The sequence below is a fragment of the Leptobacterium flavescens genome (assembly GCF_010671605.1).
Classification (GTDB): Bacteria; Bacteroidota; Bacteroidia; order Flavobacteriales; family Flavobacteriaceae; genus Leptobacterium; species Leptobacterium flavescens.
This window is the reverse complement of sequence record NZ_JAABOO010000004.1, coordinates 361,913-377,176: the sequence shown is the minus strand read 5'-3', so window position 1 is coordinate 377,176 and position 15,264 is coordinate 361,913. Positions and strand designations below refer to the sequence as shown.

Annotated in this window: 15 protein-coding genes; 8 read left to right on the top strand and 7 right to left on the bottom strand. The window is 41.8% G+C overall.

The annotated features are described in order from the left end of the window. Nucleotides 1–39: 39 nt before the first annotated feature. From GWK08_RS18045 to GWK08_RS18020, 6 genes are all read left to right on the top strand, one after another. On the top strand, nt 40–594 hold the full coding sequence (locus tag GWK08_RS18045) for a YceI family protein (RefSeq protein ID WP_163608644.1): 555 nt from the start codon (nt 40–42) through the stop codon (nt 592–594). Between the two features lie 7 nt (nt 595–601). Next, nucleotides 602–1,159 carry a PepSY-associated TM helix domain-containing protein gene (locus GWK08_RS18040; protein ID WP_163608643.1) on the top strand — a complete coding sequence of 186 codons (558 nt, stop codon included), beginning with the start codon at nt 602–604 and terminating at the stop codon, nt 1,157–1,159. Nucleotides 1,160–1,169: 10 nt separating this feature from the next. Continuing rightward, nucleotides 1,170–2,234: a DUF3500 domain-containing protein gene (locus tag GWK08_RS18035; RefSeq protein WP_163608642.1), complete on the top strand. Its 1,065-nt coding sequence runs from the start codon at nt 1,170–1,172 to the stop codon at nt 2,232–2,234. A 198-nt stretch (nt 2,235–2,432) separates the two neighbouring features. Further along, nucleotides 2,433–2,759, top strand: a complete 327-nt coding sequence (locus GWK08_RS18030; protein WP_163608641.1) for a winged helix-turn-helix transcriptional regulator — start codon at nt 2,433–2,435, stop codon at nt 2,757–2,759. A gap of 6 nt (nt 2,760–2,765) precedes the next feature. Continuing rightward, complete coding sequence (locus GWK08_RS18025; RefSeq protein ID WP_163608640.1) at nt 2,766–3,332, top strand: DinB family protein; 567 nt, start codon at nt 2,766–2,768, stop codon at nt 3,330–3,332. 12 nt (nt 3,333–3,344) lie between these two features. Further along, the gene (locus GWK08_RS18020) at nt 3,345–4,490 is read left to right on the top strand and encodes a phosphatidylserine decarboxylase (RefSeq protein ID WP_163608639.1); all 1,146 of its coding nucleotides are present in this window, start codon (nt 3,345–3,347) and stop codon (nt 4,488–4,490) included. 40 nt (nt 4,491–4,530) lie between these two features. On the opposite strand, the gene GWK08_RS18015 is transcribed toward GWK08_RS18020, so the two are convergent. Together GWK08_RS18015 and GWK08_RS18010 are read right to left on the bottom strand one after the other, a co-directional pair. Beyond that, nucleotides 4,531–4,944 carry a DUF3052 family protein gene (locus tag GWK08_RS18015; RefSeq protein WP_163608638.1) on the bottom strand — a complete coding sequence of 138 codons (414 nt, stop codon included), beginning with the start codon at nt 4,942–4,944 and terminating at the stop codon, nt 4,531–4,533. A gap of 90 nt (nt 4,945–5,034) precedes the next feature. Next, the gene (locus GWK08_RS18010) at nt 5,035–5,460 is read right to left on the bottom strand and encodes a VOC family protein (RefSeq protein WP_163608637.1); all 426 of its coding nucleotides are present in this window, start codon (nt 5,458–5,460) and stop codon (nt 5,035–5,037) included. Between the two features lie 220 nt (nt 5,461–5,680). Here GWK08_RS18010 and GWK08_RS18005 point away from each other — a divergent pair, with 220 nt between their 5' ends. Together GWK08_RS18005 and GWK08_RS18000 are read left to right on the top strand one after the other, a co-directional pair. After that, a complete protein-coding gene (locus GWK08_RS18005; RefSeq protein ID WP_204336095.1) occupies nt 5,681–6,685 on the top strand; it encodes an NAD(P)-dependent alcohol dehydrogenase in 1,005 nt (334 codons plus the stop codon). 80 nt (nt 6,686–6,765) lie between these two features. Then, nucleotides 6,766–8,025 carry a M1 family aminopeptidase gene (locus GWK08_RS18000; RefSeq protein WP_163608636.1) on the top strand — a complete coding sequence of 420 codons (1,260 nt, stop codon included), beginning with the start codon at nt 6,766–6,768 and terminating at the stop codon, nt 8,023–8,025. Nucleotides 8,026–8,062: 37 nt separating this feature from the next. On the opposite strand, the gene GWK08_RS17995 is transcribed toward GWK08_RS18000, so the two are convergent. From GWK08_RS17995 to GWK08_RS17975, 5 genes are all read right to left on the bottom strand, one after another. After that, nucleotides 8,063–9,478 (bottom strand): TolC family protein, encoded by a 1,416-nt coding sequence (locus GWK08_RS17995; RefSeq protein WP_163608635.1) that lies wholly within the window; start codon nt 9,476–9,478, stop codon nt 8,063–8,065. Continuing rightward, the gene (locus GWK08_RS17990; protein WP_163608634.1) at nt 9,475–10,836 is read right to left on the bottom strand and encodes an HlyD family secretion protein; all 1,362 of its coding nucleotides are present in this window, start codon (nt 10,834–10,836) and stop codon (nt 9,475–9,477) included. The genes GWK08_RS17995 and GWK08_RS17990 overlap by 4 nt, the downstream gene beginning before the upstream one ends. 2 nt (nt 10,837–10,838) lie before the next feature. Next, nucleotides 10,839–12,503 carry a peptidase domain-containing ABC transporter gene (locus GWK08_RS17985; protein ID WP_163608796.1) on the bottom strand — a complete coding sequence of 555 codons (1,665 nt, stop codon included), beginning with the start codon at nt 12,501–12,503 and terminating at the stop codon, nt 10,839–10,841. Nucleotides 12,504–12,713: 210 nt separating this feature from the next. Continuing rightward, nucleotides 12,714–13,571 carry a universal stress protein gene (locus GWK08_RS17980; RefSeq protein WP_163608633.1) on the bottom strand — a complete coding sequence of 286 codons (858 nt, stop codon included), beginning with the start codon at nt 13,569–13,571 and terminating at the stop codon, nt 12,714–12,716. A 23-nt stretch (nt 13,572–13,594) separates the two neighbouring features. After that, nucleotides 13,595–15,190, bottom strand: a complete 1,596-nt coding sequence (locus GWK08_RS17975; protein ID WP_163608632.1) for a SulP family inorganic anion transporter — start codon at nt 15,188–15,190, stop codon at nt 13,595–13,597. Nucleotides 15,191–15,264 lie beyond the last annotated feature (74 nt).

Below are 15,264 nucleotides of genomic sequence, written 5' to 3'. Positions count from 1 at the left end.
AAAACAATAAATCCAAAATTCATTTTAAAAATCAAAATCATGAAAAAGTCAATTTTAATTCTATTTGTTTTAGCCTCGGCATATATCAACGCACAATCGACATGGAAAGTAGATGCCGGACATTCATCTATCAATTTTGCAGTGTCTCACCTCGTTATTTCAGAAACAACAGGGTCTTTCGATAAATTCGATATTCAAGCCTCTACCGGTGATGAATTCAGCAATCCGGAATTCACTGTTTCTATTGAAACCGCCAGTATAAATACCAAAAATTCAAGAAGGGATAACCACCTGAGAGCGGACGATTTTTTCGCAGCTGAAAAACATCCGGCTATCACTTTTAAAAGCTCCACATACAAAAAAACGGGTGCAAAAACTTTTACTGTGAGCGGTAATATCACCATTAAAGGAGTTACCAAACAGGTACAATTCAACGGGAAGCTAAACGGTATACTGAAAAACGACCGGGGAGAAAAAGCCGGACTTAAACTCACTACCACTATCCTGCGTGAAGAGTTTGGTATCGGGGTTGGAAGCTCTTCCATCGGAAAAGAAGTAGAAGTGACGATCAATCTTGAAATGGCAAAACAGTAGTCCAAAAATGGCAAAGAAAACAGGAGCATTCTGGAACAGGTCCTTACACAGGGATATCGGTTTTTTCTATGTAGGGTTGATCATCGCTTTTTCCATATCGGGAATTGCACTTAATCATCGCACCGATTTCGATCCGCAGGAATACACGGTCAAAACCGAAAAATTTGAACTGGAACTCCCGGCAGATCCGACACAGATAACCGATGATTTCCTGAAGGAAGCAGCCGGATCTATCTCCGATGAGGAGTACAGAGGAAACCGTAAAAGAGGAGGCGAAGCCAGATTGTATTTTAAAGATGCCTTCGCTTCTCTAAACCTGAAAACCGGAAAAGGAGAAATAGAATACGTACAGACCATTCCCGTTTTGGGACAAATGACTATCTTACATAAGACCACCAATATATGGTGGGTCTGGTTCTCCGACATTTTCGGTCTGGCTATGCTTACCATCGCTATTACCGGAATGTTTATTTCCAAAGGGAAATACAGCTTCAAAAAAAGGGGCTGGATCCTGGCATCCATCGGGCTAATTTTCCCTTTTATCTTTTTGTTTCTAATTCGATAAAAACGCGATTATGAAAAAAATTCTGATCATCACCTTATCCGGTTTTATGATCTCCTCCTGTTCCAGAGCACAAAATAGCACGGAGCCGGTTATCCAAACGGAAAATATTGAAAGCATTAAAGATGTCAAGACCCGTATTCTTTCCAGGGCCAAAGATCTTCTGAATTCCTTTGATGATGGGTCCGGGGTGGTAATTCCCTTTGAAAATGATTCAAGAACGCAATGGACCAATCTTCCTGTCGGGATCGTTCAACGTAAAGGAGTAAGTATTGGAGAGATGAGCAATACGCAACGTATAAAAATGCAGAAACTCCTATCGGAACTCCTGAGCTCCCGGGGGTATTTGAAAACAACAGGGATCATGCATCTGGATAATATTCTGGAAAGGCATTTTAATGTTCCCAATCTTAAATGGAGCCATAAGCAGTATTATTTTGCCTTCTGGAATGAGCCTTCTTTAAAAGGGCAATGGGGTTTTAAACTGGAAGGGCATCATCTATCGCTCAATTTCACTTATGCAAATATGTCTGTAGCCACCACTCCCCTGTTTCTGGGTACAGATCCTGCCGAGGTGAGGGAAACCGAATATGCAGGCTGGAGAGTCCTGGGAGAGGAAGAAGACCTGGGCTTTTTGTTCCTGAACAGTTTAGATGAAGAACAAAAGAAAAAAGCTGTTCTTAAAGATTGCTCCGTACCCCGCGATATTCTGACCAATCCCAACTCCGAACAACGGCTGACCGAATTCTGGGGAATAAAAGCCGGCGAACTAAATAAGGAGCAAAAGAAACTCCTCAGATATATTGTCGAGGAATATGTTCATAACCTGGAACACAGTCTGGCCCATGAGGAAATGGAACAGATAGAAGCTGCCGGTTTTGATAAAGTGTATTTTGCCTGGATCGGCCCGGTCGAAAGAAGCGACAGTCAGTATTTCCTGATCCACGGACCTACTTTTATTATTGAATTTGATAATCACAGGAATCATATCCATTCCATCTGGAGGAATAAGAGCAATGATTTCGGAGCGGATATTCTTAAAGATCACCTCGAGAACAGTCCGCATCACAAACAGTGATCCTAACCAATTCCCCTGGCCTGAATTTCGTCCTTTCTCCTTCAGGCAGGGGATAACCGTTTATTTTCTACACGGCTGTTCACATACCTGAAGCCGGACAAAATAGTTTTACTTTTTAACCTTTTGTTTTGCTTCACTTGGATGAAAATTGCTTTTTTGCTACACTTTATGTAGTTTTGCTACAAAAAACGTAGTGACATGAAATTACCAATCCCCGGGCAACCCGTAAGAGGTTCCAAAACAGGAGCTCCCATTATGGCCCTTCTCGATCTGTTAGGGCGTAGTTGGGCAATGGGAATCGTCTGGCATTTATACAGCGGCCCAAGTACCTTTAGAAAACTCCAGGACTATTGCGAATCCATTTCTCCGACCACCCTGAATAAAAGGCTCAAAGAGCTTAAGGATTCTTATCTGATAGAACGCACGGTAAACGGCTACGCTCTTACCGAACAGGGAAAGGAATTGTATGAATTAATAGAACCTTTGGGGAGTTGGGCTAAAATATGGGCAAAGAATTTTAAATAACAAGTCATGAGATACATTCAGAAACCGATAGAAGGCGAATACCCTCCCTACTCCAGCATCTATCTGGATCTGCTGGAAGATGATGGCAGAGTGCTTGAGCATCTATGGCAGAATTTCCTGGCTATCAAACAGTTCATTTACGGCCTGCCGGAAGATATTCTCTACTACAGATATGCTAAAGATAAATGGACCATAAAAGAAATTCTAATCCATCTGATAGATGACGAACGTATATTCTCATATCGGGCCCTGCGTTATGCTAGGAACGATACTACCCCCCTACACGGTTTCGAAGAAAATGAATATGCCAGATACTCCAATGCCAACGAGCGGGATCTGGAAAGTATCTTTCACGAATACGAAATCGTCAGAAGATCTACGATTGCCCTTTTTAGTTATCTGCCTGAAGAAAGTATGACCAGGAGCGGTTCGGGTATTGATAGCGACGGAAGTATTGTAAATAAAAGAACAGTACGGGGTATTGCATATCATCTGGCAGGTCATGAGTTAAGGCATTTTAATATTATCAAGGAGCGTTATCTCAGTTGTAAAATGAAATATAAACACACCTAAAAACCAATAATTATGAAGTTCAGAATATTTATTTGTTCCCTGATCCTGATTTTTACCGTTAATTCATTGCAGGCACAGGCCGATTGCCCCCCGGTAAAGAAATTAAAGGAAATATACTCGGCAAACCCCTCCTTTCAAAAAACAGTAAAGGAAATGTTCGATCACCTTCAGGACCTTCCGGATGGCACGCCTAACCCCTGGAAAGGGAAGAACATAGATGATATATACACTTTTCTCAACGACTGGTTTTACTTTTTGCCTAATACCAAAAACGGACTGGATAAGATCCTTGAATTTTCCATGTTGTACTATCACAATCCGCACGGAATGAAATTTATCCTTGAGGAACCTGGTTACAGCTGGTCGTTTTATTTTATAGAGGAGCGCGGGAAATTTATGGACAGTCCGGAATCTGCAAAAGGCATAAGTGAGTGGTTTAAAGATACCTCTATCAAGCACGGCGACTTTGTCCTGCCAGAGGGTGGGTTTACATCCTTTAATGATTTCTTTACCAGAGACCTGAAACCCGGAGCCCGGAAAATAGATGGTGTAGATGACGGATCCGTATTGGTATCGCCTGCAGACGGGGTAATTAATATGATCAACAACGACTTAAAGCTGGATACTCAGATCCCGACCAAAGGCCGAAGTACTCTAAACCTCAACGCTCTGTTGGGGGATTCCGAATATGCTGAAAAATTTGTCGGAGGTACGGCTCTGGCGGTCTTTTTAAAACCCGATAATTATCATCATTACCATTCCCCCATTACCGGTCTTGTTGTGGAAGCTAAAGAATCTGTGGGAGATCGTTTGTTCGGAATGCCGGATATTCCGGATATCATCAATAACGGAAATATTGCCTATAATAAAGATTACAGTGTTTTTGAGAACTTTAAACATGGATACCTGGTCATTAAGACTGAAAAGTATGGCTATATAGGTATGATCCCGATCGGATTACAGACTATTGGCTCCGTAGTGTTTGAAGACCGGTTCAAAAGCGTTCGGAATGGAGAGGTTGAAAAAATATACAAAGGGGAAAAAGTAGGTTATTTTGCCTACGGAGGCTCAACCGTATTGCTTATTTTTCAAAAAGGTACTTTCAGCGCTGTAAATGTTCAGCAGGGACAGCAAATCGGTATCTTAAAGAAGGAATAATATCATCCTTATTCTGTTAAGGGAGAACGGAAGTAATCCGTTATTTTCTGTTCTCCTTTCTTATTACCACTTTCAGGCCCGACCACACCTCGCTAACGCTACATACTTTTACATCTACAAGCCCGAGTGGAAATGCCAGCTCTCTTACGGTGTTCTCAGTAATATCGGTAGGTTGTTTGGAAGCCTTTTTGGGCCAGGACACCCATATCATCCCGTTCTGTTCAATAGTATTTGCGCTTTCCTTTAAAAGCTTTTGCAGTTCGGCTTTTTCCCGGGAAAAGATATGTACCATATCTGCATTCTCCTTCTCGTCTGTCTTTATCAACGGAAAAGAAACTTCCAGCCATTCGTAATAGGCATCGGGTTCGTTGTAAAAACGGACTTTATGTGTTTCCTTGATCCCAAGTTTCTGATACAGGGGTTTTCCGGAATAACCGGTTCTTTGTACAGCCATGATATACGGTTTGATTATTTAAGTTGAAAATAAGCAAATTCCTTCTCAATTCGATTTGCTTCTTATATCATTTAACGAAATAAGACATCTTTATTTGGTAGTAGGTCCGCCCATCTGAGTAAAAAAACTGTCTATGGGTTCCCACAATTCTATTTTGTTTCCTTCGGGATCCATAATATGAACAAATTTCCCATAGTCGTATTCGGTGATCTCATCTAATATTACAGCACCGTTTTCTCTGAGTTTTTCCACCAGGCCTTCGATATTCTGTACCCTGTAATTGATCATAAATTCTTTTTTTGACGGATCGAAATAATCGGTCTTTTCTTCAAAAGGCCCCCATCTGAGATAATTGATCTCCTCTGGCCGGTTGGCATTCCTGAATTCGAAGGGAGAACCATAACCGTCTATGGCCAGGCCAAGGTTCTCTCCATACCATTCATTTATTTCTTTCGGGTTTTTAGCGCGGAAAAAGATCCCGCCTATTCCTGTTACTTTGGGTGTGGTATTGCTCATAACTGTTTCTTTTTTTGTATATGATATCGTAGCATTCTCTTCAGCTTTGTTTTTATGACAATCAATGATCATCAAACGCAGGGCAGATACCTCATAAATTTATTCATTTTGTTCCGTTTTTTGCAATTCTGATGCAATCGAGGCCATATTTTATAAAATTAGCCTTCCGATGAGGCATTGTATTGTAAAAAAGCGAAATAGGGTACAATTGTGTATTTTTATGGATAAGCATTACATGATCAACTCTAAAAACACCTGTATGAAAGTAATGGCCTTTCAGAAATACGGCTCTCCTGAAACATTGAAGTTAAAAGAAATAGAGAAACCGGTACCCAAAGACAATGAGCTTCTGATAAAGGTACATGCCTGTTCTGTCAATTCCTGGGACTGGGACCTGCTGAAGGGAACCCCTCTTGTAAACCGCATGATGTTTGGCTGGCGTAAACCCAAAATCACTGCTCTCGGATGCGACATTGCAGGAGTGGTAGAAGAAACCGGAAGCACTATCAAAGCTTTTAAAAAAGGAGATCAGGTATTCGGTGATATTTCGAGAAACGGATGGAGTGGTTTTGCAGAATATGTCTGCGTAAGTGAAGATTCCCTGACTGTCAAACCTTCTGAAATGACTTTTGAAGTTGCCGCTTCCCTTCCTCAGGCAGCCGCTATGGCCGTGCAAAGCCTTTACGATAAAATAAAAATAAAGCCTGGACAAAAAATACTGGTAAATGGTGCAGGCGGAGGTGTGGGAACTATCGTAGTTCAGCTGGCCAGGCATCTTGGTGCGGAAATAACCGCAGTGGACAAGGAAGAAAAATTCGATCTCCTCCGGTCTTTGGGAGCAGATCATTGTATAGATTACAAGAAGGAAGATTTTAGCAAAAAAGGAGAGAAATACGATCTTATCATAGACGTCGTGGGGAAGCATTCGATTTTCGAACTCAAAAAAGTTTTAAATCCAAAGGGGGTGTACCGGATGGTAGGAGGTTCAGCCTCTCTTATTTTTCAGCTTGTATTCCTGGGGCCGTTGATCTCCCGCCTGTCAGGCAGGAAATTAGGTATTCTTGTACATGAACCTAATAAGCATATGAAATTCCTGCTGGAATTGATCGCTTCGGGAAAGGTAGTTCCCATCGTCGATAGAACCTATCAACTGGAACAATTACCTCAGGCTCTCTGGCATCTGGGAGAAGGAAAAGTCCAGGGAAAAGTGGTTGTCACCATCTGAAAAGTAGTTGCCCATTCTGTAAAAACTGTAACAAAGGCCGGATTCTCTCATCTATTTGAAAAACAACAACTTTCATATCTATGAGATCAAAACTACCAGTTATAGTGCTTTTTTTGCTTCTGTGTTTTTCCTGCACTAAAGAAAAAGAAAATAGGAACCTGACCAATTATTCCGGCCAGGTATCGATAGATATTCCCAGCCAAACTTTTGACGTTAACCTACAGATAGCTTATACTCCACACTATTCGACTCCCACAGACAGCTTGCAGTTTTTTATACACGAAAACGCCCGGATAAAGAAATGTGAGGCCAGTGGACTCCTGAAATTTGAGGAAAATCCAGGGCCTAACAAGGTAAAGACCCTTACTCTCTATTTTAAGAACGAACTAAATACCCCTCTCGATATTAAACTGGAATATAGTTCTCAGCTCAAAGCAGAAGATGCTCCATGGGGTATTGATAAAATTTCGGAAAACTGGGTGGAGCTCAGTGTTAATTCGGCCTGGTTACCTGTACTCTCTTCTTTCGATCTTTATTTTACCGCAGATATGGAGGTAGACCTGAAGACGGAAAAGGAACTGGAGCTGATCTCTAGTGGGAGCAGCAAAAAAACAGCTAAAAACAAATTCGAGATCCACAATACGGTACCCCAGATAGATCTTGTTTTGATAGGCAGCCATAGCTTTTACAGGAACGATCAGGAAAACACCACTATTTACGATCATAAGAAAGATAACGGGAGAGCGGCATTTATGTCTGACATTAGTAAAAAAAGTCATCAGTGGCTCAACCGGAATTTCGGGAGCTCAAAAGAATTACCGGAAGTTAAACTGGCTATTGCTCCCCGAAATGAAAGCGGTTATGCAAGAAAGAACTTTATTGTACTTAGCAATAGCATCTCCGTAAATGACACCCTGCATTTTGTGAATTTCATTACTCATGAATTCGCTCATTTCTGGAGTAGCGGAGCAAATCCGCAAACCGCTCACAGGTGGCTGGACGAATCTGTTGCAGAATACATCGCCTTTAAATACATCCAAAAAGAATACAATGCAGACGCCTTTAGTACTTTTTTATCCCGTATAGAAAAGGAGGCTCCGCAGCTTCCTCCCGTATATAAGCCGGAAATAACAGGACCTCCGCCACATGCTGTTATGTACAGAAAAGGTGTTGGTAAGTTACACCATCTGGAAAAGATGATAGGAGAAAAGGCTTTGTTTGCCTTTCTGAACAAATGGTTTACCTATGAAAAAAAGGACACCGAAACATTCCTGAACCTGCTCGGGGAATTGCAGGGCGAAGATGTTGCCAAAAACTTCAGAGCAGAATTAGGCAAATAATATATTTCCTCCTTTTTCAGACAGTATATCCCCGGCCTTAAGGCAAGCCGGGGGTAATGATCAAACTGTTGAATAGCCGGACCTTTGCCCGGAAGAGTTTGTTCTCAACCTCTATTTGTTTCAGACCCGTGTCTAAAAGTGTTTTCTCCCGCTGATTGACCAGGAAAACAGAGCTTTCACCCAGGCTGAATTTACGTTCTTCGGCCTTAAGTAAAAGGTCATAATCTTTTCTTATCTCATCCAGGATGATCAATTGTTCATTTACAGATAAAGTCTCATTATATTCGGAGGTAATTTTATTTTTCAACCGAAGTAATTCCGACCTGTAATCCAGTTCTGCATCCTGGATTTTGTACTTGGCAATTTTTACTTCTCCCCTTTCCTTTCTCAAAAACAGGCCAAGGCTAAACTTAAAGCCCGCTTTAAAATCGCGTGTATTAAAAGTATTGATCCGTTCGGCATCACTCGACAAAAAATTATAGTAAGCGTCCAAACGGGGCTTTAGCTTATCGGCCTTTAGTTTTTTTTCAACCTCCAGTACCTTTATTTTCTGATCCAGGGTGATGATCTTCGGATGTTGCTCAAGAGCAAAAGCATCGTCTATCCCCATATTGATCTCCAGTACTTCATCTACAGATCCCGATATATCCTCTTGAGGAACTACATGAGGTTCCAGTTCTACGGGGATGCGATTCGCAGTCCACAGGAAATTGGATAGTTTTAACTGCGCTTTCAGATAGTTGAGTCTTGCCTGTTCCAGTCCTAATTTTCGGTTTTTCACCACAATTCCGGCTTCTACACTATCTATAGCAGCCTTGTCACCTCTTATCACCTGGTTTTTGACTCCTTCCAGGCGTACCTCAGCATTCCTTAAAAACTCATCGTACAATTCAAACTCCCTGTGAGCTTTAAGCCAGTCAAAATAACTCAGTCCTGCATCGCTTAGGACCTTGTTGATCTGCATCTTCTGCTCTGCCACGGAAAGTTCCCTGAAGATCTTAGCCTTCCTTAGTGTGGCCATTCTTTCATTAATAAAAAGTCCTTCTCCCAGAGGCACTTTTACTCCCGCACTGAACAAACGACCATCGTCCGGAATAAAATTTTGGGGATTTAAAAAAGATCCGTCCGTATCTTCATAACCCGCATTGAATTCTATCCCGTACCAGGTTGGTATTTTAACTCCACCCTTGAGGATATCAAAGTAATCCGAACCCAGGAATTCCTTGCCTTCATAGCTAAATTCGAGTTTAGGATCGAATTCACCCCTGGCCCTGGTCACTCCCGCCTGAGCTTTTTTAAGTGTCAATTCGGCCTGGCCCGCTACCGGATGGTATTTTCTCACCAGTTCCAGAAATTCTTTTAAGCTCAGGATTGTATTTATTTCTTTTTTTACTTCCTGTCCGTTTAAAAGAAAAGACCAGCTACAAAACAATATCAGGATAAAGCTTCTCATTTCTGCGACTTTTTTACGGCTTCTTCTTTTTCACTTTCCTGCTGATAATAATTAGCAGGGAAACCGTTGAGTTTTCGCCATGCTTCATACCAGATAGGAACATCGTCCAATAATGCGATCGTAGCTGCCCCGGATCCGACACGTATCTTTTCCGGCCATTGATGATCTTCAGGGTCCGGTGCCAGCAAAACCCTGTACTTACCGTTATCGCTGATAAATGTCTCGATGGCTACCACTTTGGCGCCATAAGTCCCGTAAGAAGCATTGGGCCAACCGTTAAAAACAATGGCGGGCCATCCGTCAAACTGTACCCTCACTTCCGCTCCAATCTGTATTAACGGCAGATCTATAGGCTCTACATAAGTCTCTACGGCAAGCTCATAATTTGCAGGCATGATACTCAGGAGTTGCTCTCCTTCCTTAAATGTTTCGCCAAGCCCGCCTCTGATCGCTTTGTTGATAAAACCGTTTTGCGGAGCTCTCACATAATAAAGTTCATTCCTCCGCTCATAATTGGTGTATTGGTTTTCCAGTTTGGTGAACTGTGCCTCGGCATCAAATTGTCCGGACATAGCCGTATACTTTTCGCTTTCAGCTTTGGATATCTTATCAGTATAAGAAGCTTTTACCCTGCTGATCTCTACCCGGGCATTGATCACTTCATTCTTACTGGCCAGCAATTTGTTTTCCTGAGATATAAGTTTGGCCTGAGCTTCCTGTAGCTTTAGCTTCTTCATCTCAAGTTCGGTAAGCGATTTCAAACCTTCCCGCTGAAGGCTTTCTGTTCTCTCATACTGCCGCTCGGCAATCTGAATAAGGGTCTTTGCCGCTTCGTAATCTATACTGTCGCTTTTTACTTTCAGATAGGACTGTTTCAGTTTGTTTTCTACCTGGCTGAGTTTTAGTTCCCGCTCTCTCCTCAGTGAAGAGACCTGTACGTCCAGGGCTTTTATTTTTTCTTCATAGGCACCTATGGAAAAGTTCTTTGCTTCCAGTTGTTTTTGAGTACGCTCCAGCAGATCCGGATCAAAGTATTTGTCTTTGACCTCCGAGATAAACAGGATGGTATCTCCTTTTTCTACAAAATCTCCTTCCCGGACAAACCATTTTTCTATTTTACCCGGAATTGGCGACTGTATGGTCTGCGGCCTGTTATCGGGTTGCAGGGTGGTTACAAAGCCTCTCCCCTGTATATTTTGGGTCCAGGGAAGAAAAAGGATCACAAGAGCAATAGCTGTAAAAGCAATCAGAAACCTGTTGAAATATTTATAATGCCCTATCCTATTCAGTTTCCTGATGGCATCATATTCTCCAAGATCAACGGTTTTGTTGAGTTTATTTTTTGAAATATTGAGCATGATCAACCTTTTTTAGTTATCCGTCCGTTTTCAAGCGTAACTATCTTTCCGCATTTTTTGATCCACTCCTTATTCTTACTGATCACAATAAGGCTCCATGGGTTTGAAGGATCTATCAGAAAATCGATGATCCTGCTGGTCTCATCCCCGTCAAACTGATCCAGTGGGTTTTTAAGGATCAGAAGCTTGGGTTTATGTACAATACTCCTGGCAAGCACGATCTTTTTTGAGATCGTATAGGATATTTGTTTGCCTTCCGGGTAGATGATGGCATGCAATCCCTTAGGCTGCTCTTTTACGAAGGAGGTAAGCCCGGTCTTTTCTATTGCCCAGTAAACATCGGCTTCAGATATATTGGGATTCCCAAAGGTGATATTTTCCAGGATACTTCCTTCAAAAGGCGATTCTTCGGTAAGGGATTGTCCGATCAGAGAACGGTAATAGTTAAGGCTGATAGAACTGAGCGAAATATTATTTACATAAATGGCTCCTTTTTCCGGTTCTATAAGACCGGCTATCATACGAAGAAGGGTGGTTTTTCCCGAATTGTTACTTCCGTTCAAAAGTATGGTACAACCGGGCTCTATAGTAAGAGATACATTGTCCAGCACTTTTTTACCCAGGGATGAGCTGAAATGCACCTCATCCAGTTCAACTACAAAGTCCTTCCCTATTTGTTCGGGCCTTTCTCCGTTCTGCGGCTCCAGTTCCTTATCTACTACCTGCCCGAGCTTTTCAAGAGAGGTCAGGACATCGTAAAATGATTCAAGTCCGAGAGTCATCTTTTCAACAGAGCCTATTACCAGTAAAATGATGATCTCTGCAGCTACAAACTGCCCTATATTCATCTTCTGATTCAAGACCAGAACACCTCCGATCACCAATAAACCTGCAGTAACAAGGACTTTAAAAGCGATCATCTGCATAAATTGTACGGCCAGGATCCTGAAATGCCCTTCTCTGGCATCCAGGTAATCACTTACCAACTGGTCTGTTTTATGCAGCGCATGCCTTGTATTCCCAGAGAGTTTAAAGCTAACGATGGTCCGGGCAACTTCCTGGATCCAGTGAGCTATTTTGTATTTTACCTTCGACTCTTCAAGGCTGGTTTGCAAACCCCTCTGTGCTGTAAATTTAAACGCTACATATACCAGTAACAGTAACAGAAGGCCATATATGATAAAGAACGGATGATAAAGAGATAAAAGGATCAGGCCAAAAAGTACCTGTAGTAAAGCTGCCGGAAAATCGATAAGGATCTTGGACAGACCCTTTTGAATGGTAAGCGTATCAAAAAAACGATTAGCCAGCTCCGGCGGATAATAGTTCTGCAATTCCTTCATTCTGATCTTTGGAAAGCGATAGGCAAACTCAAAAGAAGATCTTGTAAATATGCGCTGCTGAATGTTCTCCAGGATACGTATCTGCATAAACTGAAGAATTCCCTGAAACCCTACCCCCAAAGTCACCATTACAATAAGAATGATCCATGAGGTAGACACCTGTGCTCCCTGGATCAGATTGATAATAGCCTGGATCCCAAGAGGAAGGGAAAGGGCCACAAGCCCGGCAAAAATAGCGTAGTAAAATATCTGCCTGATATCTTTCTTGTCCAGCTGCAATAAGCTGAAAAAACGCTGTAAGGGAGTCATTGTTTTAGTGCTCATCATTAAGTTTAAATGATTTGAGTTTAGTCAATACTTACCACTCCCGTCTTTTTTAGATAAAAAAAACAGGGGGTAAAGATCACGCCTGCGCGGTTTAAAAACCGGCAGAAAAACAATCAAAAATGTGGTGAAGAGCCTACCGGGGCAATCGGAATCCGGAAGAACCGAAATTTATCGGTATTCCCGGACCCTCTATTGTTATCCGATTATTTAATAGCTTTTTTCACTTAGGATCAACATGGGAATATCCAGCTTTTGAACCACCTCTTCCATATTGTTCTCTATGGCATCATAGGGTTGCTGACCATCCTTCTTCCTTTTTGTATTTCTCATACAAAGCAGCTCTATATTACTTTTGGCAACATAGGTACTGAGGCGATCGTATATATCCGCTCCCTGCTCAAATTCAAAAGCCACAGTTTTGCGGAAATTTCCCTTAGATCGTTCGGTTACCGGTATTTCTTCTTCCGTCTGAGTTCCCTCCGAAGAGCGAACACTGAAAAGAGTAACAGCTTCATCTGCATTCTTATTCAGCTCTAACGGAATTCCCTTTTCATTTGCTTCGGGTACATACCCCAAAAATCCAAGTGAAATATCGGTGCCGGCATTAAACTCCTTCTCCCTTCCGGCAACAAAAACGTTATCCGGGAATTCTTTGAGGATAAACTGAGTTAAATTATCCCCGCCAAATTTCAGAAGTTTATTTTTCCGTTTCCCAAGTACAATGATATCCGGGTTTACTTTCTCAATATGGTCTTTTACCTCCTTCTTTATGTTTCCGAAGGCAAAGTCATAGCTGATCGCTAAATTTTCTTCATCTGCTATTTCATCAGTAAGGCTCTGTAGCGTTCCTCTGGCCACAATTTCAGCTTCCTTTATAGAACGCATTGCCGAGATCTGATTATCATGATCAGCCAGGCTTACTGAAGGACTAACATGAAAGACCTCTATGCTTCCGTCAATAAGCTTTGCAAGACCAACGGCACTCTTTAAAGCCCTAAGAGAGACTTCCGAAAGATCGGTAAGTACCAGTAAACTATATTTTGCTCTTAATTTTTTTGTTCTCATTTTTTTGGTTTTAAATGGATGTATCAGGCACTTTTTGGTCGCAGCCTGAAGAATTCAATAAAACTCCCGGGATTATGAACAACCCCTCTTTCCGAAATAAGTTTAATATCTATATTCCGGTTCGTCGCTTTCTCTGAAAAATCTTCCAATATCTCAACAATATCGTTATCCAGATACCTCGTTTTCCTTACATCCAGTTCAAGGGATGTGTTTATTGGAAGTCCGTCAAGTTCTTTAAGGATAGCACCTTTGTTAAAGAATGTTACCTCTTCTGCAAGAGTCATTTTAATCTTGTGCTTTCCGTTGCTTTGATCTTCAATATGCAGGAAGTGCGAATTCTGGAAGCTCTTGATAAGGATCACAACGATCCCTACTCCTAATCCCATTCCGATTCCGATCAGAAGGTCGGTAAAAATAATTCCCGCTACTGTTACGGTAAAAGGGATAAACTGCTTCCAGCCCATCTTGTACATTTGTTTGAACAATGCCGGTTTTGCCAGTTTATAACCTACCATAAGCAGTATAGCTGCCAATACGGACAATGGGATCATATTTAATAATCTTGGGATAAGTATTACCGAGATCAATAACAGTAAACCGTGAATGATAGCGGATAATTTTGATTTTCCTCCAGACTGGATATTAGCCGAACTCCTTACGATTACCTGTGTAATTGGTAAACCTCCGATAAGTCCGGATAAAATGTTACCACTTCCCTGAGCTATAAGCTCTCTGTTGGTTGGCGTTACGCGTTTCTGCGGATCCAGTTTATCGGTAGCTTCCACACATAAAAGAGTTTCCAGACTGGCAACCAAAGCAATGGTAAAGGCTGTTACCCATATCTCAGGATTTGTGATCCCTCCGAAATTAGGTAGTGAAAACTGCCCGAAGAAAGAAGCTGCATCTTCAGGTACAGGTACTTTTACCAAATGATTAGCTGATATTCCCAATGAAGAACTTCCACCGGCAACAACAAAATAAACGATTCCTAAACCAACCGCAACAAGGGGTCCCTGAATCAGTTGGAATATTTTTGCCTTCTTGGTAAGGACCTTGTCCCAAAGAATAAGGATCACTAAACCGATCACTGCAATTAGTGTAGACCCTAAACTGATAGAGTTAAGTGAAAGCAGGATCTCGGAGAATGTATTTTCACCATCTAACTGGGAAAAGGCAAAATCTCCTTCAGGATCCGCATCATATCCGAAGAAATGTGGGATCTGCTTTAAAATAATAATGATCCCGATCCCGGTAAGCATTCCTTTAATAACAGAAGAAGGGAAATAATACCCTATAATTCCCGCTTTAAGCAAACCGAAAGCGAGTTGTATGATCCCTCCAAGCACTACAGCCAGCAGGAAATTCTCAAAACTTCCCAGGCTAACAATAGCTGAGAGAACAATGGCTGCCAAACCTGCAGCCGGGCCACTTACCCCTACCTGGGATCCGCTGATGACCCCTACAACGATACCTCCTACAATTCCGGCGATCAAACCTGAAAACAGAGGGGCACCACTGGCCAGCGCTATTCCTAAACAAAGAGGAAGCGCTACGAAAAATACGACGATACTAGCCGGTAAATCGGCTTTTACATTTTTAAATAGGTTGGAACTATTCATAGCTTATTTTTTTACAAAAAATTGTTTTTTGACCTGTCATTTTAAAAGGTCTTAATAATTAGACTTTACTTAAT

Coding starts and splice junctions, on each gene's coding strand:
- GWK08_RS18020 (WP_163608639.1), top strand. CDS start 3,345: ATGAAGTTCAGAATATTTATTTGTTCCCTGATCCTGATTTTTACCGTT.
- GWK08_RS18045 (WP_163608644.1), top strand. CDS start 40: ATGAAAAAGTCAATTTTAATTCTATTTGTTTTAGCCTCGGCATATATC.
- GWK08_RS18030 (WP_163608641.1), top strand. CDS start 2,433: ATGAAATTACCAATCCCCGGGCAACCCGTAAGAGGTTCCAAAACAGGA.
- GWK08_RS17995 (WP_163608635.1), bottom strand. CDS start 9,478: ATGAGAAGCTTTATCCTGATATTGTTTTGTAGCTGGTCTTTTCTTTTA.
- GWK08_RS17990 (WP_163608634.1), bottom strand. CDS start 10,836: ATGCTCAATATTTCAAAAAATAAACTCAACAAAACCGTTGATCTTGGA.
- GWK08_RS18010 (WP_163608637.1), bottom strand. CDS start 5,460: ATGAGCAATACCACACCCAAAGTAACAGGAATAGGCGGGATCTTTTTC.
- GWK08_RS17985 (WP_163608796.1), bottom strand. CDS start 12,503: ATGAGCACTAAAACAATGACTCCCTTACAGCGTTTTTTCAGCTTATTG.
- GWK08_RS18040 (WP_163608643.1), top strand. CDS start 602: ATGGCAAAGAAAACAGGAGCATTCTGGAACAGGTCCTTACACAGGGAT.
- GWK08_RS18015 (WP_163608638.1), bottom strand. CDS start 4,944: ATGGCTGTACAAAGAACCGGTTATTCCGGAAAACCCCTGTATCAGAAA.
- GWK08_RS18035 (WP_163608642.1), top strand. CDS start 1,170: ATGAAAAAAATTCTGATCATCACCTTATCCGGTTTTATGATCTCCTCC.
- GWK08_RS17980 (WP_163608633.1), bottom strand. CDS start 13,571: ATGAGAACAAAAAAATTAAGAGCAAAATATAGTTTACTGGTACTTACC.
- GWK08_RS17975 (WP_163608632.1), bottom strand. CDS start 15,190: ATGAATAGTTCCAACCTATTTAAAAATGTAAAAGCCGATTTACCGGCT.
- GWK08_RS18000 (WP_163608636.1), top strand. CDS start 6,766: ATGAGATCAAAACTACCAGTTATAGTGCTTTTTTTGCTTCTGTGTTTT.
- GWK08_RS18025 (WP_163608640.1), top strand. CDS start 2,766: ATGAGATACATTCAGAAACCGATAGAAGGCGAATACCCTCCCTACTCC.
- GWK08_RS18005 (WP_204336095.1), top strand. CDS start 5,681: ATGGATAAGCATTACATGATCAACTCTAAAAACACCTGTATGAAAGTA.